The following is a 19,885-nucleotide window of genomic DNA, read 5'->3' as shown; positions in this document are numbered from 1 at the left end:
CCCCCAGGTCGCCCCGCTATCCGCCGACAACGCCCATTCCCAGCACGCCGTCTTGCACGGATCAATGTCGGACGATGATCGCGCCGACGCCTCGGCAGGTTTAACGGCTATGCATGCTTCTCAATTCGGCCGTTCGGCCGGAGACAGCTCGACGCCTGGTTCCCGTTCCGGCGCCGGGCGCTAGTTACCGTCCGCAGAGGTCAGTCGACGGGATCGGGAGGAGCGGTCATGAACGCATCGGGCACGCTGCCACGCCAGGGCCATCGCCTGCTGCAGCTCGGCATCGCCCTCCTGCTGTTTTCGTCATTCGAAGGGTTCGCCATCCCATACCTCGCCGCACCGCGGCTCGGATTGTCGGTTCACACGCTCAGCGCCTTGCAGGGCGTCCTGCTGCTGGTTTTGGGTCTCGTCTGGTCCAGGCTCAATCTTGGCGTCGCGATGTCGCGGATTGCGTTCTGGTTCCTGATCTATTCAGCCTTGGCCATCCTGGCAGCCTATGTGATGGCCAGCCTCTGGGGAGCCGGCAACGAGACGATGCCGCTGGCGGCCGGAGCCGCGCATGGAAGCGCCTTTCAGGAATACGCGATCAAAGGCATCGCCTATTCGTCCGCGCCGACCGGCCTCATCGCTTTCGCGCTCATTCTATGGGGCCTGCGTCTCTCAGACGCCTAAAGCGCATCGCGGCGAAACGGATGCTCAGCCGCGCAGGGCCGCCATCGCCGCTGCATGGAGCTCGGGCGTCGCCGCCGCCAATATATCGCCGCCATTCTCGGCCGGCCCGCCGTCGAAGGTGGTGACCACGCCGCCCGCCTTCTCGATGATGGGGATCAACGCCACGATGTCATAGGGCTTCAGTCCGGGATCGGCGACGATGTCGACGCTTCCCGCGGCGACCATGGCGAAGGCGTAGCAGTCGGTGCCATAGCGAGCGAGTTGCACCTGCCTCTCGAACTGGTCGTAGCGCAGGCGCGCCTCGCCCTTGAACAGCGCCGGCGTCGTGGTGAACAGCGTTGCTTCAGCAAGGCTCGTCGTCTTGCGCGTGACCAGTTTTCGCGGCCCGCCCGGCCCCTCATAATGAGAACCGGAAGCGTTAGCGTAGAAGAGCTCGCCGGTGAAGGGCTGCGACATCAATCCGGCAACGGCATCGCCCTCCACCGTCAATCCGACCAGCGTCCCCCACACCGGCAGGCCGGAGATGAAAGCGCGCGTGCCGTCGATCGGATCGATCACCCAGACATGCCTGCTGGAAATATTCTCGCTTCCGTGTTCCTCGCCGAGAATGCCATGGTCCGGATATTGCGCCGATATCAGCGCCCGGATGGCACGCTCGGCTTCGCGATCGGCTTCGGTGACTGGATCGAAGCTGCCCTTTTCCTTGTTGGCGACCGCGCCCTGGCTGCGGAAGCGCGGCAAGGTTTCCGCTGCCGCCGCCTGCGCGATGCGGCGCATGAAATCGATGCTGATGTCCAACTGATTCTCCCGCATTGCAGCATGGCCGAGCCCACGTGTGCCGCCAGTTCCGCGCCAAGACAAGGGTGTTCCAGGATTTTTCGCCGCGCCGACTGTTGCCAGAATAACACGCCGGCGCCACCGAAGCGCAATTTCCACATCACTCTGAATTAAAAAAGCCGGTAGGTCGCTTGACATTTGTGCAGCGCACCATACCCTTGATCTCGGACAGGGTTTCCTGTCCATGCCCTCCTTGGGCGTTTCCTCCCTAGACTTCGACCGTATCGTGCGAACGATGCGGTCTTTTTTTCGCCGCCAGTTCCAATCCCCGCCAATCCCGATCCATGTCGCCCAGAACTATGCGGCGGTTGTGGATGGCGCCATCAATGAAACCGGGCTCTGTTCACTCCGCGGCCAGCGGCAGATCCATGAAATGGTGGTCGGGCATGGCCATCAGGTCGGCCGAAAATCGCGCCAGGTCGTCGGCCAGCGCATCGAAGCCCGCCGCTTTCTCGAATGTCCGCTCATTCATATAGAGCCCGCGATTGACCTCGATCTGCAGCGCATGGAGATGGCGCGCCGGGCGACCGTAGTGTTCGGTGATGAAGCCGCCGGCATAGGGCTTGTTGTGGGCGACGGTATAGCCCATGGCGTTGAGCAGGCCGATTGCGGTCTCGGTCAATGCCGCGGTGGCCGAGATGCCGAAGCGGTCACCGATGATGAAATCGGGCCGCAGGCCGTTGTCGCCGACGCGGATGCTCGCCGGCATCGAGTGACAGTCGATCAGCACGGCAAAGCCGAAACGCGCGTGGGTTCGCGTCAACAGCCGTTTCAGCGTCTCATGATAGGGTTTGTAGACCGCCTCGATGCGGGCGACCGCTTCGGCCAGCGGAAGGCGGCCGGAGTAGATGTCGAGGCCTTCACCGACCAGCTTCGGAACGGTGCCGAGCCCGCCGGCCACGCGCGCGGAACGGATGTTGCAGAAGGACGGCACCGGCTCGGCGAACATGCGCGGATCGAGTTCCCACGGCTCGCGGTTGACGTCGAGATAGGCACGCGGGAAATTTGCCGCGAGCATCGGCGCGCCAAGCGCCACCGCGCCGCCGAACAGCTCGTCGACATAGCAGTCCTCGGACCGGCGAATGGCGTTGCGGTCCAGCCTCGCCATGGCGAGGAAGCGCTCCGGATAATGTCGCCCGCTGTGGGGTGAGTTGAAGAGGAAGGGGACGCGCTGCTCGGCGCCCGACCGGATTTCGAAGGGGGGAACGACCGAAAAATCCTCGGCTGCCGTCTTCAATTTGAACGAACCCGAAAACACCAATGCATCATAGGATGAAAGTGCCACCTTGAGGGCCGCATGTCCAGCATTTCAGCGCCGGCACCGCCTTTCCGAATGCGGATTATGCTGCGCCTCGTTCACTTGATGTTTACCCTCGCCTCCTCATATACAGGATGGTTAACGGCCCTGCTTTTCGGCAGAGTTCGGGCGGGTGATTCGGACGGGATATCATGGCACGCATTCTTCTGGCGGAAGACGACGACGATATGCGTCGCTTCCTCGTCAAGGCGCTGGAGCGCGCCGGTTACCAGGTCAGCGACTTCGACAACGGCGCCAGTGCCTATGAGCGGCTGCGCGAGGAACCGTTCTCGCTGCTTTTGACCGATATCGTCATGCCGGAGATGGACGGCATCGAGCTGGCCCGCCGCGCCACCGAGATCGATCCCGACCTCAAGGTCATGTTCATCACCGGTTTCGCCGCCGTTGCGCTGAACCCGGATTCCAAGGCGCCGAAAGACGCCAAGGTGCTGTCGAAGCCGTTCCATCTGCGCGACCTCGTCAACGAGGTCGAGAAGATGCTGCAGGCGGCCTGAGCCGTTTTTGCCCAAGGCATCGGCGACTATCGGCCGGTGCGGCAAAACGGAGCCTTCTTTCCCCTTTCCTGCTATTGACGCGCCGGATCAAAAATGGTGTATGCGCGGCTTCGGATGGGCGTGTAGCTCAGCGGGAGAGCACTGCATTGACATTGCAGGGGTCACAGGTTCAATCCCTGTCACGCCCACCATCCAAGCCTCTGGTTTCTCTAAGCAAATCAGACGCCAAGCGTTCCCTAAGACCCTTGAATTCGCTGCTGGTCACACTCTGGTCACAGCAAAGGGTCTGTCATGGCTACAATCCGAAAACACCGGGACAAATATCAAGTTCAGGTTCGCAGGAAGGGTTTCCCACCCATCTCACGCTCGTTCCACAAACTGGCGGACGCCAAGGAATGGGCGAGACACATTGAGACGCAAGCTGATCGCCAAGAACTCGCGCCGAGCCGTAAGGAACTCAAAGGGATCACCTTAGGGGATCTTGTTCGGCGTTACAGCACCGAGGTCGTAGCCTTCAAGAAGGGCGCGGATATCGAAACGATCGTCCTCAATGCCTTCCTGCGACATCCCGTCTGTCGCAAGGACCTGGCCGATCTGAACACGTCGGACTTTGCCTCCTATCGTGATGAGAGGCTCAAGACCATAGCTGCCACATCGCTGAAAAGGCAGTAGGCGCCAGTGAACAACATGTTCGAGCTTGCACGAACCGAATGGAAACTCCCCCTCAAGAACCCCTTGGTAGACCTTTCGCTCAAGACGAATGACAACAGGCGGGAGCGACGGCTCCGCGAAGGCGAGTTGGACAGGTTGGGCGCGGCTGGAGGGAAGACGAGAAACCCCCTAATCCTCCCGGTGATCCACTTTGCCATCGAGACCGCGATGAGGCGCGGCGAAATTCTGAACCTGCGATGGTGCGATATCGACGAAGCGCGGGGAACGGCAATCATTCTGGAGACGAAGAACGGCTACTCACGAACCATTCCGCTAACAGCGGGTGCCCTCGCGGTCCTTAGGACAGTCCCAAAGGGCAAGGAGACCGGTTCTAGGGTGTTTCCCCTATCGGCGCTTGCTCTTCGGCTATGCTGGGATAGGCTCACCCAAAGAGCAGAGATCAATGATCTGAACTTCCACGACCTCCGGCACGAGGCCATATCTCGACTATTCGAGCTTGGTCTTACGGCCCCCGAGGTGGCCTCAATCAGTGGACATCGGGACATGCGGATGCTGTTTAGGTACGCCCATGCCAGCCATGCATCCATTAGGGCTAAGCTGACCGCCGCCTCCAGCGTAGGATGACAAATCGTCCCCTGTCGTCGTGATCCTGATCAGCGAAAAATGTGGGAAGACACAAAGGCAACGAAACCTTCTGTCTTCCCGCAAAATGACCCTCGGGGAATACTCCCGTATGAAGGCGTGTCCCCCGAGACCGCTGGGGACCCCGAGTTCGGTTTTGGTGGACGCTATCTTCCAGTATAGGAGCCACCCACCATTAGGCTTTCAGCAACCAACCGTTCGCGCCCCTGCCGATCTTGCCGTTGTGATGAAAGGTGACACCCATCTCGGCGAGTGTTGCTGTTATGCGATGACCGTTATCACGCAACAGCCGACCGAGGTCCTTCATCTTGGATGAACACCAGCCGAGTTCCGACTTGATCATCCTTACTGAGGTCTCCCCTGAGGGGCGGGACGCCATGAAGGAAATGAGCGGGTCATAGCCATCTGCCAGGCGGACTTTGACCACATCCCCGTCGAGTACGAAATCCCAGGGCAAGACGTTGATGCCCGGCATTTCGGTCGTAATGTCCTTCAGTATCGATGCCCCCTGACGGTTGTCGGGCAGGATGATGTAGATGTCGGCTGAGGGACAGTCACCGTCGGAGTTGATGACCTTGCGGCAGCGGATGCGATTGATCGCCTGCACCACCGAGACCGTTATCTGTTTTTGCTCCATGACTTTGCGGACATCGTCGTATCCCTGCCACGAAGGTGATGCGAACCACTCGTCCTCGGGCAACCCTTGCAAAGCGATAAACGTGCCGACTGCCCAAAGGTCTCCCCGATAAGGAAGCCCCAAGATGATCGCAGTGTCGAAGTCCTGCCAGTCATTCTTACCGTCGATCGCACCGAAGTGGGCTACCTCGTATCGCAAGAAATTGGCGTCCAATGCGAGCGCCTTCGATTCGACCAGCTTGTGGAGGCAAATGAGCACGGATTTCTCCTTGCACGATTTCTCCAGTTCCTTGACGACCCGGGCGACCCTATTGCCGCCCTTCTCTGCCATACTGCTCTTCCCAAGGCCGTTGGCGTAGGCAACATGCAGCCTCACGTTGCGATAGCTCCGTGCCTTTGACGGGATAAGCGGGCGATCGACCCGGTCTCCAAGCAATTCCCAGAGCATGTTGTTCGAGGCGGTGGCATCAAGGACGACAGGACCGGGCAAATCAACCGGGATCAACAACTCCGAATTGTTGATTGTGTCCCAATCGCCCGACCGGTGATAATAGGCCCACTTGCCAAGGATGTTCTCGCAAGATCGCAGCGTGTTGCAGGCTTGCTCGGCAAGGCGATGACGATCCAGCGGGCTATCCTTGCGCAGCATCATCATGTCGAGCGGGAGCCGAGACACCTCCTCGGCGAGGCCCAGCAAGGAATGACTGCCTGACCAGTCGATCTGACTCCCCATCACATCACGCCAGAGCAAACCCTGTTTCTCGTCTGTGCGGTCGAACTCCAGGAATTCCAGAGTACGCTTCAACGACTCGATCGCTTGGACAGCCACGTGGTGTCTGACCCTCATGGGCTGGTCGATCATCGCAACGACGTTGCTGATATCCTGTGCCTTGACCTGATAGTGTTCGACAATGTTCGCAATTGCCTCGTCGATGATCGTGAGGCAACGTCGGCCCCCCTCCCAAATTACAAACTCATCCCACTTACCCTGCTGATTGCGATAGATCGCCTCGACAGCCCTTTGGTATGCAGAATGTGTGATCACCAGCACATCCTTTTCGCTGCACTTCCCCACGCTGACCTTGTTTTCGGAGTGCCGCGCAATCGCAACGGGACCGCCGAACATCTCGTTGATAGACGCCACGATCTCGTCGGCCTGTTCAATCGTTCGGACCACGACCAAAATCCCTGACCGATTGACCAGACAGCTGACCGCGTTCAATTCCGCCATCATGGCGCTGTATACGATGAGCCCTTGGGTCTTGCCGGTGCCCGTTGCCGGTTCAAGCACCCTCCATCGGTGGTCGCTGGCGACGATCGCATTGTTAAAGGTTCTCGCCGTTACCTGCCACAGCTGTTCAAGGGCGTTGCTGAAAGTGTTGCCTAGGACGTCCTCCCAGTGAGTTCTCATGCGACGTGCAAAGTCGATCGGTGCCACGATGTTGTGTGCAGCCATTGGTATTCCTCAGATTTGATTAAGTGCTTGAGGCCGCTTGATGGCGGCATAGGACGCCAAGACAGAGCTTAGCTGTACCTAATAGCGTTACCGATCTAAGTATCAGATTTTGCTGAGATATTCTTCCTCTAGCTTCCGTATGAGGCCCTCACGCTTCCTTTCCGAAACGTAGGTGCGCTCGAACAGCCATACCGGATCATAGGGGTTTGATAATTGTTCAATCCGCCTTGCAATGTCCCGCTCTGCATACCCGGGCAAAATAATATCCGGCGTCTCTCGTATTCTCGTCACCAACGGAAGGAAGCGAGGGTCGTTGGAAGCCCTCCGAGCTGACCCGTCCAGTAGACCGCCCTCCCGCCCAGGGCGAAACATCGGGAGAGCAATCAGACCGACGGTCATCTGTACGTACAGGTCGTCGTTCGCATCAAAAGCAGCCTCTGCCGCCACATAGTTCAGTCGGCGGTCTGAAAGCCTCCGAACCTGTTGCTGCACGTAAGCCAACTTCTCGGCGCCTAGCCGACGTAACTGCCTAGCCGAGACATCTCCCTGTCGCGCGGCTGCGTTAATAGAAGGTGCCTTGAGGTGTTCCCTCAGCCTATCCCTAAAATACTTCAGTCGTCCCTTAGGTCCCCTGTCAAATGTTTCAGCCTCAAGCGGATCGATAACTCGCGCCCACCAGTCGATGATCATGCGGTTGCGAAAAGGGTGGCTGAATGCCGTATCTGCCAGCATGAGTTCGGCGACGTACCCATAGGTGGAACGCCGAACGCGCTGTCGGCGCTTTTTGAGGATGACACGTTTCATCTCCCCAATGCTCATGAAGGCAACTCCCGATGTTCCGGGTCGAAATAGCGAACCATCGGAAAAGCGGCAAGGTCGCTCGGGGGAGGCAGCGTCCAAAAAGGTATAGGTTTTCGGACTTGGTGGTTGACCGTACACTTTGCGTCCTATAACCATGTGTCCTCATTCCTCTAAGAGATAAAGGTACAGCATGGCTATTGTCGGATACGCACGAGTGAGCACTCGCGGTCAAAGCTATGAGACGCAGGCTATAAGGCTGAACGCTAAAGGAGCGGAGAAGATATTCAGCGAAAAGGGGTCAGGTCAGGACGGTCATCGCCCGGAACTGGCTCGGTGCCTTGAGTATCTCCGCGATGGAGACACCCTAATCGTCACGAAACTCGACCGCCTCGCACGTAGTACCTCGGACCTCTATCGGATCATGTCGGCTCTGACGGAAAAAAATGTAGGATTTAAAGTCCTGGACGACGAATTTGTTGATACGACAACCCGGACGGGAAAGCTTGTGCTAGGCGTGCTCGCCCTGATAGCGGAGTTCGAGACCGATATAAGAAAGGAGCGACAATTGGAGGGGATTGCCAAAGCCAAGACAGAAGGCCGAATTGGTGGACGCCCGCGAATCATCGATAACTCCAAACGGGCTTCCATAGGCGAACTGCGTTCGCAGGGTCTAAGTATCCGAAAGATAGCGACCGAGGTGGGACTGTCAAAAACCTCCGTGCAAAAAGCGTTGAGTGCAGACAATTAGGCCCCCACGGGGGGAGCCACATGTTCAGCCTAAGGCAAATAGGCAAGCGAATTTTTTCTAAAAATGTCACACCCACGACGGCGCTACTGCTCGCCAATCATCGGGATCGACATGTCAGATGGTTTCAGATAACGGTGTAATCGCGAGGTGCTGAGATGGCGAACAAGCGCATACTTCTCCTGGAACCGGGCTATAAAAATAAATACCCACCGCTGGGGCTTATGAAAATCGCTCAATATCACGGGCGGCATGGGAAACAGGATCAAGTCACATTCTCTAAGGGGTGCGACAAGGCCCTCTTGTCCCAGGCCTGGGATAGGGTTTACGTGACCACCCTGTTCTCCTTCGAGTACCAGAAAATCAGTGAAACCATCGACTTCGCTATTTCAGCAGCGCAGGGGCAATCTCAACGAGTTTTCGTTGGCGGAATAGCAGCATCCTTGATGCACGAGCGGTTTACCTCAGATGCTCGCTGGCGGGGGGTTCGGTTCATTAAGGGGCTTCTCGACAAGGCCCCCGCCTCATCGCTCCAATTGGACGAATTCGATGGCGATTTCTACGCGAACGACCTTGAAGGGGAGCCCATCGAGGATCTTGTCCCAGATTACGATATACTCGACCAAGTCAGCTACCGATATCCAGTCCGTGACGCATACTTCGCGTATGCATCAAGGGGATGCATTCGTAAATGCTCGTTTTGCGGGGTCCCTAAACTGGAGGGCGCGCAACGAGACTCGGTGTCCCTTCCCAGTTTCGTTAACAAGGTAAATCAGCTCTATGGTGAGCGGCGCGACCTAATTTTGATGGACAACAACGTCGTTGCCTCCGCCCGCTTCAAGGAGATAATAGCAGAAATTCGTGATCTTGGTTTCACCCCAGGAGCAAAGCTAAGGCGTCCGGGAGAGCGACAAGATGCGATCCGGCGCGTCGACTTCAACCAAGGCGTGGATGCCAGAATTCTTTCAAAGGACCCTATGTTCCTTCGAGAGCTGTCATCAATATGCTTGAGTCCGCTTAGGATAGCCTTCGATCATTTGGGCTTGAAAGGTCCATATGAGAAGTCGGTAAGAATTTCTAACGATTTTGGCCTAAACGATCTCAGCAACTACATGCTATATAATTTCCATGACGATCCGAAAGACCTCTTTGAGAGGATGTATCTAAACGTTCGTCTCAACGAAGAACTCGGTATACGTATATACTCCTTTCCGATGCGATACCAACCTACGAACCTTCCCAATCGTTCTCACGTAGGTGAAAAATGGACCCGTTATTACCTACGCTCTATGCAGATCATTTTGCAGGCGACCCACGGTGTGGTCTCCGGTGAACCGCGTTTCTACAAAGCAGCCTTTGGGGAAACCTATTCTGAATTCGAAGAGATTTTATCTAGGCCGCACCATATGATCTTTAATCGCCAATGGTATGAGCGATTTGGCGGAAGGGGCGAGTTAGATGACTACCAACTCGCGATAGGCCGGTTATCCGCCTCCGAAAAAGCAGAGCTGATAGCATTTCTTTCCGAGCGTCCGCCCTCGGAATATAGTCGTGACCTGAGCGAGTTACCACGCGATCTCCGATCTGTGGCACGGTTTTATGTGCCGTTGGCCAAAGGCCAGGAAGCTGAGATCTGGAGACTTCAGAAGGCCGTCTCCGGTCGCTCACAGGGTCCCGACATGCGATTGACTGAGGAGGAGATTGTCGAAGATGCCGGTCTCGATGACGATGGCGTCATGGAGGCTCCCTTGCCCCGTGCTGTTCGGGCACAAAATCGAGTGCTGGCGTGATTATGTTAGCTAAGAGCAATGAAAGAGTTGCGCCGAATCGAGTGGCTGCGCCCTTAATCCAAATTGGCAAGGACGTAATCGAGTTAATTACGTCTGGAATGTACGTCTCGCCAATCACGATCTTCCGCGAGTATGTTCAGAATTCAGCGGACGCGCTAGACGCCGCTCGAGCACAGAACGTCCTTGCCCCCGGACAAGGCCGTGTCTCGATTGCGCTTGACCATACGAAGCGCACGATCACCGTGCGAGACAATGGAACTGGTATTCCGGTCGGCAAAGCGCCCTCAATTCTGCTAGCGATAGGCGCGTCCCCGAAGAGAGGGAGCGAGGCCCGCGGTTTCCGTGGGATTGGGCGGCTGTCGGGCCTAGCATACTGTCGAGAACTTCAATTTCGAACCAAGGCGTTCGGCGAGAATGACATTACCTCAATCCGATGGGATTGCAGGGCTTTGCGCGCACTCCTGATCGAACGAAATAGCCAAGACCTCCAAGCCCTGATTGAGGCTGTCGTCACCGTTGATATTGAGCAATCCGACGACAGTTCTGACCACTTCTTCGAAGTGACGATGCGGGATGTTTCGAGGCATCGTTATGATATTCTTCTAAATGAGAAGATGATCGCCGAATATCTGAGCCAAGTTGCACCTGTACCCTTTCACCCCTCCTTTTCATTCGCGCCCGAGATAGAGCGTCACATTTCTGATTGTGGAGCTAACATTACGGCCGTCGATTTGTACATTGATGATCAGCAGATTTTCCGACCGTACCGCAATGAGATCGGACTCCCTGCCAGCGACAAGTCTCTCCGGGTGCAGGGGATAGAGCTGCTCGATTTTCGCGATGTGGATGGTGGCTTGGCGGCGGTCGGCTGGATAGGTCACCACGAGTATGTCCGGAGCATCCCCTCCAGCCTAAATATTAGAGGAATCAGAGGACGAATCGGCAACGTCCAGATCGGCGATTTCGATTTATTTCAGGATTGCTACAAAGAGCCACGGTTTAACGGGTGGAGCATTGGCGAATTACATATAGTTGATCGGCGTATTTTACCGAATGCGCGAAGAGACAATCTCGAGCTTAACCACCACCATTACAATTTGTTAGCCCAAATGGGTCCGCTGGCCGCGTCTATATCCACAAAGTGCCGAACTTCGTCTGTCTCACGCAATGCCGTTATCGGAATACAAAACGCGATAGAGGGGGCACGCAGGGTGCTAGATGGAAAACCCACTATCGATGCTGGTCTGGCATCCTCTTCGATGGCATCGCTTGCGCGTGTTAGACTGAGACTGAAGGGGGTAGGCGATGAGACGAAGAGACAAGGCTTGCAGTCTGAGATCACTAAGCTGGAGGGCGAACTGAGGGCAATCGACTACAATACGCCCACTCGAATTGTGGCGTTTGACGAAGTCATAGCCCTAGTGTCGAAGCTGGTCACAAACCGAGACCAAGCTAAGAAGCTTAAGGAGGCCCTCCAAAACATTACGGCTTAAGTTCGTCTTGGTAACGATCCCCACAGAACAAGACTGATTCCGAGTTGACGTTCCCCCCAAAGAGAGTCGTTATCCCGTCGGGATCGATTTTTTTCGGGGGGAACGTTTATGCATGTCAGCTCCATACCGGTTGACGCTATTGATCTTGACATTCGGAATCCGCGTATTGCCCACGCTACCGAGGCGCTCGCGGACAACGTAAGCCAGGACTGGATCAAGCTGGCCCTTGGTCATGCAGCCCCCGAGGACGAAGAGCGGGGGACCTCAACGACTTATTCGAGTTTAAAGGCTTCAATCCGCGCATTTCGTACACTTATATCGCCCATCATCGTCACCCCGCTCCCAAATAATCGCTATTTAGTAATCGAGGGGAACACACGTGTTGCCATATATCGTGAGCTAGATGACGAAGGGGCTCCCGGTGACTGGAAAGAAATTCCGGCTGTTATCCAATCTACGATCTTAGAGGAAGGGGAGCACGCAATTCGTTTGCAGGCCCACCTCGTGGGTCCACGGCCTTGGCGCCCATATGCGAAGGCTAAATACCTTCACGATCTGTACATCAATCAAAAGCTATCTATAAATCAAATATTGGACTACTGCGGTGGAACTGCACGGCGCAGGGAGATCGAAGATTATATTTCTGCCTACAAGGATATGCAGGACTCTTATCTGCCGTTAGTCCAAGAGTCCGGGTCTCCGCCTGATTATACCAGGTTTAGCGCATTTGTTGAGCTGCAGGCAATCAAACCAGCACTCGCACGCTCGGGTTACGGTTTATCGGATTTCGCAAAATGGGTTCACGAGACGCGGTTAAACCCACTCCAGACCGTCAGGCAGCTTCCACGGATACTTTCGAACCCGGAAGCAAAAAGGCAGTTCTTAACTCACAATGCTAGAGAGGCCCTGAAGGTACTTGATCAACCGAGTACGCACGCAGTCATTGGGAGTGCGTCCCTGGAGCAGCTGGCAATTGCCCTTACGGTCAGGGTTCGACAGCTCAACTGGCCCGACGTTCAAGCCTTGATCGAGAGGAAGGATGACGCAGCGGCACTCGCCATAGGAACATGTTTCGACGAGTTGCGGTCTCTCGTGCAAACCATTGGTGGCGGTGGTTCACCGGATGTCTGAAGGGGCGGTGCATCGGCGTCTTGTGCAGGTCCTTTCAATGCGCATAAGGCTTGGTCGATCGCAATCCTGGATGTTGTTTGTGGACGGTGGCTCCCGTCTCGATACAGACGGATGCCCACCTTCGCTCGAGCGCGTCCGACCCGACGTGTACGCACGGGAAAACGTCACGAAACACGTCATTATTGGCGAGGCTAAGACTGCCAAAGATCTCGACAACGATCACACGCTGCATCAGTTAGTCGCCTACTTTCAGCATCTGGCGCTACAGCAGTCAGGCGAACTCGTGATGGCCGTTCCATTTCATCTAGCTGGGGCAGCACACCGCCTTTGCAATTTGGCCAGGCGACTCTCGGGGGCACCCACGGTCCCATTTGTCATAACCGGTTGGATGTTTGGGAGCCAGGTGGCTTGCGAGGCGTGGGATGGCTGAGAACTATAGCTTTCGCTTAAAGATCGAACCTTTGCTATCCGCGAAACACCTAGCGTTTCCCTTTCAGGAAGAGGCCGTGAACTTCGTCGCTGAACGCGAATTTTCCGCCATATTCCACGAGCAAGGCTTAGGTAAAACTAAGATCGCGATTGACGTTGGCCTGAAATGGCTCCGTTCAAAAGAAATCGACACCGTACTGATATTCACGAAAAAGGGACTAATCGCGAACTGGCTGCGTGAGTTCTCAATACACACCCATACCAAGCCCTTTGTCCTCACCGAAAGCGGCAAGTCTAACTACTATGTTTTTACGACGCCCGTGCGACTCGTGTTGGCACACTATGAAGTTGCGAAAAAGGAAGAGAAACGGCTTAGGGCTTGGCTGCGCACTCGCCGCGTTGCGGTTTTCTTGGACGAGTCGGTCAAGATCAAGAACCCCGAGGCGGCTTTGACAGAAGCGTTTTTCCGCCTAGCACCAGACTTCAGGAAGCGTGTGATCATGACCGGCACGCCCGCAGCGAATCGGCCATTCGACGTATGGGCCCAGATATTTTTTCTCGATCAGGGAGCCGCATTGGGGAATGACTACAAGCAGTTTCGGAGTGAAACCGACCTTCCTGCAAATCTACACGGGGACGAGGTGGCTCAGCGGCACTACCGGGACAAATTGAGTGCCGTCCATGCGAACCTGAATGCGATTGCTGTTAGAGAAACAAAGGATGGCGGCCGCATATCACTTCCAACAAAGGAATTCGTCCGTATCGATTGCCGATGGGAGGCCAGCCAATTTGAGATGTACCGCCAAGTACGAGAGGACCTTCGTGCGGTAATCCAAAGAGATGGGAAGATAATCGAGGAAAGTCAGGACGCGATCCTTAAGCGCCTTCTCCGGCTCATCCAAATTGCCGCCCAACCGGCTGCTATCGATGAATCCTATCATGCCGAACCTGGAAAATTCTTGGCGCTCTATGATCTCATTTCCGACATAACGCGAGCCGGTGAGAAGGCTATCGTTTTCACTCATTTCAACTTCAACGCCGAGTGGCTTAAAAAGCAGCTGGCCCCGTTCGGTGCCCTTTGCCTCAACGGCAGGATGGCAATGGATGCGCGAAACAACTCGGTGAAATGGTTCCTAGAAAACGCGGATGACAAGGTACTCGTCGCGACCACTGGTGCGGCCAAAGAGGGATTGACTTTGACTGTAGCAAATCACGTGATTTTCTATGACAGGTCCTATAGTCTGGATGATTACCTTCAGGCTCAAGACAGAATCCATAGAGTTTCACAAACTAGAAAATGTTTCGTATACAACCTGATAATGCAGGATTCGATCGACGAATGGATAGACGCCCTGATCGAGCAAAAGAAACTAGCGGCTCAATTGACCCAAGGCGACATCTCTGGCGAAACCTATACTGATCTGGCAGACTTCTCTTTTACGCAAATGCTGCAGGGTATACTCTCTGCGCCGGTAAATGGTGGCGGATAAATTAATGGCTAGCGGGGTACATACGGACATAATAACACTTATGGGAAAGGATGTAGAGGTCAAGGTCAAATCGGTTGACCAGATGACACTACGGTTCTTTTCGGAGAACCCTCGGATTTATTCCCACTTATGGCAAGACGATTCAATAGAGCCTACTCAACAGCAGATATTTGAAGTTCTTTCTAAGGCGGAACACGTTCGAGAGACTTTGGTTCCATCGATCAAAGCTAACGGTGGCCTTATCGAACCTCTGCTCGTTCGAGGCGTAACTGTGCTAGAGGGCAATAGTCGGCTCGCGGCGTATAGGCTGTTGGCACAGGTAGATGCCGTGAAATGGAAGAGCGTTCGCATTCGACAGCTACCAGACGATATTTCCGAGGCTGACATATTCTCGCTTCTCGGCGAATACCACATCGTAGGAAAAAAGGACTGGTTACCATTTGAGCAAGCCGGATACGTTTACCGACAGCATAAGAAGCACGGCGTTCAGGAAGAAGTGCTAACGGGTCAGATTGGACTGAGTAGGAAGAAGATCAGGCATTTGATTTCCGTTTATCAATACATGATTGATTGCGACGACCGAACCCCATCTCGGTGGAGTTATTATGACGAATTGCTTAAGGGCCGGAGATTTGACTCTGCTATGTCGGCTTATCCGGATTTTCGTAAAGTGATCGTTGAAAAAATACAATCTGGTGAGATAGAGAGAGCTGTCGATGTAAGAGATGGATTACCACTTATAATAAAAGCGGGAGGGAACACCCTCAAAAGATTCATGTCCGGCGCCCTTTCATTTGAGAAATCTGTCGCGGATGCTAGGTTTAGAGGGGCAGGCAACTACAACTATCGAAAGCTGAACGATTTTCGTCAGTGGCTCGTTGAAGGTCAGCTCGATGACGAATTTCGATCAGCGTCCGACAACGAAAAAAGAATGATGAAGTTCGAAATTGAGAAGATTGAGCGCAGATTGAAGGGGCTGCTGTCCCTGCTTGAACCGCCATCTGCCACGTCGAGCCCCCCTAAACGGTCCGGCGCTTCGCGTTCAAAGTAGGTCGTTGTGTGTGGGCAGTGGTCATTCTTCTGATCCGTGCTGCTGAACGCACCCAAGGCGACGCGAGGGTCTCTTTGCGCAACGAGCCAACGTTGAGCTCTGGACGAGCAAACCAAGCTCGAGTTCCATAAGTCCGGCAAGAGTTTTGTCACGCGCTGGCTCTCCCCATCGCCATGAGTTCCCAAGCGTTCAACTCGGCGCGTCTTTCGTTTTGGTGAGCAACCGTGGTCACACTCTGGTCACACAAAACGCTGTTCCACGGGGCCTTTCGGGCGGCTTGCGTAACCTATCGAATAACTGTAGAAGCCAATAAGCAGTTGAATTAACTAGGTCTTTTAGGAGCGCGGCTTCGGATGGGCGTGTAGCTCAGCGGGAGAGCACTGCATTGACATTGCAGGGGTCACAGGTTCAATCCCTGTCACGCCCACCATCCTTTCAAAGACTTAGTCTCTTGTGCCGATTGGCACAGAACGGCACAAAACGCCCACTGAGCTCCTGAATGGTGCCCTTGAGTATTCCGATGCGGCCGATCCGTGACAGCTTGTGTGTTACGCCCGATATGGCGGGGTCAAGAAAAAAGCCGAACGGAACAACCAGCGCCGTGAGAAGTTAGCCGGCACGCTTCCCTCCGCCCTCCGTCGGCTCAATAGCCCCGTTTGCGCTCGCGGGGCGGGGTTTCTGCGTTTTGGGCATCTACCTCCAATTGCCGACCGAATCGCTCTTTCGGGTGACTTTCTTAAAGGAGTGAACTGTTCAAATCTGGAGTCTCTCTAAGCGGGAGGAACGGATGGGCAGCGATTTCGAGGCCGCACGACGACACCTGAAGCGCGCGCGTCAGTGCCTTCATGGCGATGATCACGTGAGCAGAGAAACGGTTGAGAGAATCGATGAAATGATCATAGCCCTGGCCGCGGAGGAGTGCTCTTCGTTTGGCTCCCTCTTCCCCTTCGGCCATCGAACGACGCGGAACTCTGAGGCCGCCTCGTCCAAGGCATAGCTCTACCTGCCGAAGGCAAACACTCGCGGTCCGTCGAGGCCCCGCTGGCTCCGTCCGGCCGGCTCTTCTGTAGACTTGATGAAAAGGCCGGAGCCAACAACCGCTCCGGCCCTGTTCCGTCGTCAGTCATTGCAGCTGTCGTCGGCCTTTGCCGCCGCGGTCTTGCCGCCATGCTGCTGCGCCTCGATATCCTGCTGCGATGTTGCGAGATTCTTGTCACCGCCGCCTTCCGCCCCCGCCAACGGCATTGTGCTGCCATCCTTGGCGGCCGGTTTGCCGGCACTATCCTTGGCCTTCGGAGTTTCCAAGGGCGCGTGGGTACCATCTTTCGAAATACCGGCAGTCTGTTGGGTGTCGGCGCCCGTGTTGGCAGCCGACTTGTCCGGACATGCCGCGATTGCAGAGCCCGCAGAAAACGACACCGCAAGCGCGATTACCAAAGCCATTTTCATCATGCTCGTCCTTCTGTTTGAGTGCCCTGCGGGTGAAACTAACGGCGCTTTTCTTTGTTCCGGGCCGGGCCGTATGTCGTCATCGACGCACCACAACCGGCACGCTGATGCCACGGCGACGGCGCCAGATACTCCACGGAAGCGTTCGCCGACTCCCTTGTTATGCGGCCGAAGGGATACTCACCAGGAGTGAATGATGAAACGACTTCTTCTCGCTTCCGCCGTAATGATTCTTTCCGGCGGCCTTGCCCTGGCGCAATCGACCAATACGACGTCGAGCGGCTCCTCCTCCACGACGACAACGATGCCGACGGATCAGAACACGGACTCGACCACGACCAAGTCGACCAACTCCGCTAAGGATTGCGCACCGGGCCAACAGACAGGCAGCGCCAAGGAGTCAGCTCCCGGTCAGCAGGATACCAGCGCCAAGTCCGCGGCCCTGGCCAGATGGAAACGACGACGGAAGGTTGCTGACCGCATTGCCACTGATGTCTCGACTCGCAACCTTGGCCTCCAGGTGCCTCGCGTCAGTTGGAACCACCTGCTGGGCTGATAGCCCGTCGGCTTCGGCCGGCGGGTGTCCAATGAATGCGGCTGTGGACTCGGTGACCCCCTACGCAAACGTGACCAAGTTCTCTGAAAAGTGACTGACGATTGTCCGCCTCGACGCGATAACGTTCCTCGACATCAGGAGGAACGCCTTGAAGCTCAATTCGCAGCAGAAGAAAACCGTCCTTGCCTCATTCCTGGGCTGGACGCTCGACGCTTTCGATTTCTTCCTTCTGACATTCCTGCTCACCGACATTGCGTCTGAATTCCAGACCGACGTCCCGGCGGTGTCAAAGGCGCTTTTCCTGACCCTTGCGACGCGCTTCATTGGCGCGTTCTTCTTCGGCACGTTGGCAGACAAATTCGGGCGCAAGCCCATCCTGATGCTCAACATCGTCAGTTATTCCGTGATCGGCGCTTTGGCCGCCTTCTCGCCCAATCTCGGCATATTCCTGGCGCTGCGCGCACTGTTCGGCATCGCCATGGGCGGCGAATGGGGACTTGGCTCCTCGCTTGCCATGGAATCCATCCCGCCCAGCGCCCGCGGCATGGTCTCGGGCATCCTGCAATGCGGCTATCCGGCCGGCTACCTCCTAGCGGCGGTCGTCTATGGCCTGCTCTATCACCAGACGATCGGCGGCTACACGATCGGCTGGCGCGCCATGTTCCTGCTCAGTTTCATCCCGGCCCTGATCGTCCTTTTCATCCGCTCACATGTTCCGGAATCGCCGGCCTTCGTCGAGGCGCGGAAGACCGCAAGGCCCGGCATGCTGGAGACACTGCAAAAGCACTGGGGCGTCGCCCTCTATGCGGTCGTGCTGATGATGTTCTTCAACTTCTTCAGCCACGGCACGCAGGATCTCTACCCGACATTCCTGAAGAAGCAGCATGGTTTCGACCCGCACACGGTGAGCTGGATCACCATCGTCGCCAACATTGGCGCCATCGTCGGCGGTCTGGCGTTCGGCGCGCTGTCCGAGAAGATCGGCCGCGTCAATGCGATCACGCTCGCCTGCCTGATTGCCTTGCCGTCCATCCCGCTATGGGCCTACAGCTCGACGCCCTTCATGCTGGCCATCGGCGCCTTCGTCATGCAGGTCGCGGTCCAGGGCGCCTGGGGCGTCATTCCGGTGCACCTCAACGAGCTCTCGCCCGGCGCGGTGCGCGCGACCCTGCCCGGCTTCATCTACCAGGCCGGCAATCTCGCAGCCTCCTATGGCGGTCCCTATCAGGCGGGCATAGCCGAGGCTCCCGGAGGCAGCTATGGCTACGCGTCGGCGCTATTCGCCGGCGTGGTCGCCGTCTGCATCATCATCGTCATCCGCTTCAGTCCGGAACGGCGCGGCCAGGTGATGACCGTGCTGGACCACGACGTCAGCCGAGTCTGAGCGCCACGACGCCGGCGACGATGCTGAGCGCGGCGGCGCCGCGCCAGCCTGTCATCTTCTCGCCGAGCGCGAACACCGAGATCACCATGGCGAACAGGATGGAGGTCTCGCGCAGCGATGCCACCGAGGCGATCGGCGCCTTGGTCATCGCCCACATGACGATCCAGTAGGCAGCGCCGCTCAGCACGCCGGTGAACAGCCCCGCTTTCCAGTCCCGCGCCAGCACCGGCAAGGCCCGCGGTCCACGGAAGATCAGGCACAGCACCAGCGCTCCAAGCGCATCGCACACGAACAGCCAGGCGGCATAGCTCTGCGCCGTGGCCGCCAGCCGCGCCCCGCTGCCGTCGGACAGTGTGTAGCTGGCGATGAAGATCGAGGTCCCCAGCGCAAAGCCCACCGCGCGCAGGTTCAATCGTTCCAGATGCGCGCCGCCGCGAAACGACATCACCAGCGTGCCGGCCGACAGCAAAAGAATACCCAGAATGGCGAGCGGCGCCGGCACTTCGGCGACCACGAACATACCGCCAAGCGCCGCCAGCAAGGGCGCGGTGCCGCGCGCCAGAGGATAGGTCTGGGCGAAGTCGCCGGCCTGGTAAGCGCCGATCAGGAAGGTCCGGTAGCCCATGTGGAAGACGACGGAGGCAATGATATAGAGCCAGACTTCCGCCCTCGGCACCTCGACGAAGGGAAGTGCGAAAAGCGCGGCAAATCCCATGCCAAGCGTCATCAGGGTGATCGACAGGAAGCGGTCGAGATGGACCTTGACCAGCGCATTCCAGATCGCGTGCATGGCGGCCGCCGCAAGCACCGCGAAGAAGACGAAAAGCGTCATTTGGGCC

18 protein-coding genes and 2 tRNA genes are annotated in these 19,885 nt (G+C 56.6%); 14 read left to right on the top strand and 6 right to left on the bottom strand.

The genetic code is table 11. The annotated features are described in order from the left end of the window. Positions 1–228: 228 nt before the first annotated feature. On the top strand, positions 229–672 hold the full coding sequence (locus FJ940_RS17845) for a hypothetical protein (RefSeq protein ID WP_140513690.1): 444 nt from the start codon (positions 229–231) through the stop codon (positions 670–672). Positions 673–696: 24 nt separating this feature from the next. Here FJ940_RS17845 and hisN read toward each other — a convergent pair whose 3' ends face one another. Both hisN and FJ940_RS17835 read right to left on the bottom strand, forming a co-directional pair. Next, a complete protein-coding gene (hisN, locus tag FJ940_RS17840) occupies positions 697–1,470 on the bottom strand; it encodes a histidinol-phosphatase (protein ID WP_140513691.1) in 774 nt (257 codons plus the stop codon). A 382-nt stretch (positions 1,471–1,852) separates the two neighbouring features. Then, on the bottom strand, positions 1,853–2,794 hold the full coding sequence (locus FJ940_RS17835) for an N-formylglutamate amidohydrolase (RefSeq protein WP_140556542.1): 942 nt from the start codon (positions 2,792–2,794) through the stop codon (positions 1,853–1,855). A 164-nt stretch (positions 2,795–2,958) separates the two neighbouring features. Between FJ940_RS17835 and FJ940_RS17830 the strand changes: the two genes are divergently transcribed. The 4 genes from FJ940_RS17830 (at position 2,959) to FJ940_RS28815 (ending at position 4,617) form a co-directional block, all read left to right on the top strand. After that, positions 2,959–3,321, top strand: a complete 363-nt coding sequence (locus FJ940_RS17830) for a response regulator (RefSeq protein WP_006199474.1) — start codon at positions 2,959–2,961, stop codon at positions 3,319–3,321. Between the two features lie 116 nt (positions 3,322–3,437). Beyond that, positions 3,438–3,512: transfer RNA gene (locus FJ940_RS17825), tRNA-Val, on the top strand. A 100-nt stretch (positions 3,513–3,612) separates the two neighbouring features. Continuing rightward, complete coding sequence (locus FJ940_RS28820; protein WP_246671032.1) at positions 3,613–3,993, top strand: hypothetical protein; 381 nt, start codon at positions 3,613–3,615, stop codon at positions 3,991–3,993. A gap of 15 nt (positions 3,994–4,008) precedes the next feature. Further along, positions 4,009–4,617 carry a site-specific integrase gene (locus FJ940_RS28815; RefSeq protein WP_246671043.1) on the top strand — a complete coding sequence of 203 codons (609 nt, stop codon included), beginning with the start codon at positions 4,009–4,011 and terminating at the stop codon, positions 4,615–4,617. Positions 4,618–4,810: 193 nt separating this feature from the next. Here FJ940_RS28815 and FJ940_RS17815 read toward each other — a convergent pair whose 3' ends face one another. Both FJ940_RS17815 and FJ940_RS17810 read right to left on the bottom strand, forming a co-directional pair. Further along, positions 4,811–6,727, bottom strand: a complete 1,917-nt coding sequence (locus tag FJ940_RS17815; protein ID WP_140657354.1) for a hypothetical protein — start codon at positions 6,725–6,727, stop codon at positions 4,811–4,813. A gap of 102 nt (positions 6,728–6,829) precedes the next feature. After that, a complete protein-coding gene (locus FJ940_RS17810; RefSeq protein ID WP_140657352.1) occupies positions 6,830–7,546 on the bottom strand; it encodes a hypothetical protein in 717 nt (238 codons plus the stop codon). Positions 7,547–7,718: 172 nt separating this feature from the next. Here FJ940_RS17810 and FJ940_RS17805 point away from each other — a divergent pair, with 172 nt between their 5' ends. The 7 genes from FJ940_RS17805 (at position 7,719) to FJ940_RS17775 (ending at position 16,087) form a co-directional block, all read left to right on the top strand. Further along, positions 7,719–8,276: a recombinase family protein gene (locus tag FJ940_RS17805; protein ID WP_140657350.1), complete on the top strand. Its 558-nt coding sequence runs from the start codon at positions 7,719–7,721 to the stop codon at positions 8,274–8,276. 155 nt (positions 8,277–8,431) lie between these two features. After that, positions 8,432–10,063 (top strand): radical SAM protein, encoded by a 1,632-nt coding sequence (locus tag FJ940_RS17800; RefSeq protein ID WP_140657348.1) that lies wholly within the window; start codon positions 8,432–8,434, stop codon positions 10,061–10,063. 449 nt (positions 10,064–10,512) lie between these two features. Next, positions 10,513–11,556, top strand: coding sequence for a hypothetical protein (locus FJ940_RS17795; RefSeq protein ID WP_246671034.1), 1,044 nt, complete (start codon positions 10,513–10,515; stop codon positions 11,554–11,556). Positions 11,557–11,664: 108 nt separating this feature from the next. Beyond that, entirely contained in the window at positions 11,665–12,687 is a 1,023-nt protein-coding gene (locus FJ940_RS17790) for a ParB N-terminal domain-containing protein (RefSeq protein WP_140657343.1), read from the top strand. A 422-nt stretch (positions 12,688–13,109) separates the two neighbouring features. Next, complete coding sequence (locus FJ940_RS17785; protein WP_140657341.1) at positions 13,110–14,606, top strand: DEAD/DEAH box helicase; 1,497 nt, start codon at positions 13,110–13,112, stop codon at positions 14,604–14,606. Between the two features lie 4 nt (positions 14,607–14,610). Next, positions 14,611–15,657, top strand: a complete 1,047-nt coding sequence (locus FJ940_RS17780) for a hypothetical protein (protein ID WP_140657339.1) — start codon at positions 14,611–14,613, stop codon at positions 15,655–15,657. Positions 15,658–16,012: 355 nt separating this feature from the next. Next, positions 16,013–16,087, top strand: a tRNA-Val gene (locus FJ940_RS17775). Positions 16,088–16,776: 689 nt separating this feature from the next. Here the strand turns inward: FJ940_RS17775 and FJ940_RS17765 are convergent. Further along, positions 16,777–17,109, bottom strand: a complete 333-nt coding sequence (locus FJ940_RS17765) for a hypothetical protein (RefSeq protein WP_140496294.1) — start codon at positions 17,107–17,109, stop codon at positions 16,777–16,779. A gap of 193 nt (positions 17,110–17,302) precedes the next feature. Here FJ940_RS17765 and FJ940_RS17760 point away from each other — a divergent pair, with 193 nt between their 5' ends. After that, entirely contained in the window at positions 17,303–17,662 is a 360-nt protein-coding gene (locus FJ940_RS17760) for a hypothetical protein (RefSeq protein ID WP_140657337.1), read from the top strand. A gap of 148 nt (positions 17,663–17,810) precedes the next feature. Next, entirely contained in the window at positions 17,811–19,046 is a 1,236-nt protein-coding gene (locus FJ940_RS17755; RefSeq protein ID WP_140657334.1) for an MFS transporter, read from the top strand. On the opposite strand, the gene FJ940_RS17750 is transcribed toward FJ940_RS17755, so the two are convergent. Further along, positions 19,033–19,878 carry an EamA family transporter gene (locus FJ940_RS17750; RefSeq protein WP_140496297.1) on the bottom strand — a complete coding sequence of 282 codons (846 nt, stop codon included), beginning with the start codon at positions 19,876–19,878 and terminating at the stop codon, positions 19,033–19,035. The genes FJ940_RS17755 and FJ940_RS17750 overlap by 14 nt on opposite strands. Positions 19,879–19,885 lie beyond the last annotated feature (7 nt).

It is taken from the genome of Mesorhizobium sp. B2-3-7 (genome assembly GCF_006442695.1).
GTDB lineage: Bacteria > Pseudomonadota > Alphaproteobacteria > Rhizobiales > Rhizobiaceae > Mesorhizobium.
This window is presented reverse-complemented; position numbering and strand designations above follow the sequence as displayed.

Bases quoted from the DNA above. Each gene is read 5' to 3' on its own strand.
- FJ940_RS17780 (WP_140657339.1), top strand. From the start codon at position 14,611: ATGGCTAGCGGGGTACATACGGACATAATAACACTTATGGGAAAGGAT.
- FJ940_RS17790 (WP_140657343.1), top strand. From the start codon at position 11,665: ATGCATGTCAGCTCCATACCGGTTGACGCTATTGATCTTGACATTCGG.
- FJ940_RS17810 (WP_140657352.1), bottom strand. From the start codon at position 7,546: ATGAGCATTGGGGAGATGAAACGTGTCATCCTCAAAAAGCGCCGACAG.
- FJ940_RS17785 (WP_140657341.1), top strand. From the start codon at position 13,110: ATGGCTGAGAACTATAGCTTTCGCTTAAAGATCGAACCTTTGCTATCC.
- FJ940_RS17750 (WP_140496297.1), bottom strand. From the start codon at position 19,878: ATGACGCTTTTCGTCTTCTTCGCGGTGCTTGCGGCGGCCGCCATGCAC.
- FJ940_RS17760 (WP_140657337.1), top strand. From the start codon at position 17,303: ATGAAACGACTTCTTCTCGCTTCCGCCGTAATGATTCTTTCCGGCGGC.
- FJ940_RS28820 (WP_246671032.1), top strand. From the start codon at position 3,613: ATGGCTACAATCCGAAAACACCGGGACAAATATCAAGTTCAGGTTCGC.
- FJ940_RS17815 (WP_140657354.1), bottom strand. From the start codon at position 6,727: ATGGCTGCACACAACATCGTGGCACCGATCGACTTTGCACGTCGCATG.
- FJ940_RS17845 (WP_140513690.1), top strand. From the start codon at position 229: ATGAACGCATCGGGCACGCTGCCACGCCAGGGCCATCGCCTGCTGCAG.
- FJ940_RS28815 (WP_246671043.1), top strand. From the start codon at position 4,009: ATGTTCGAGCTTGCACGAACCGAATGGAAACTCCCCCTCAAGAACCCC.
- FJ940_RS17800 (WP_140657348.1), top strand. From the start codon at position 8,432: ATGGCGAACAAGCGCATACTTCTCCTGGAACCGGGCTATAAAAATAAA.
- FJ940_RS17765 (WP_140496294.1), bottom strand. From the start codon at position 17,109: ATGATGAAAATGGCTTTGGTAATCGCGCTTGCGGTGTCGTTTTCTGCG.
- FJ940_RS17830 (WP_006199474.1), top strand. From the start codon at position 2,959: ATGGCACGCATTCTTCTGGCGGAAGACGACGACGATATGCGTCGCTTC.
- FJ940_RS17805 (WP_140657350.1), top strand. From the start codon at position 7,719: ATGGCTATTGTCGGATACGCACGAGTGAGCACTCGCGGTCAAAGCTAT.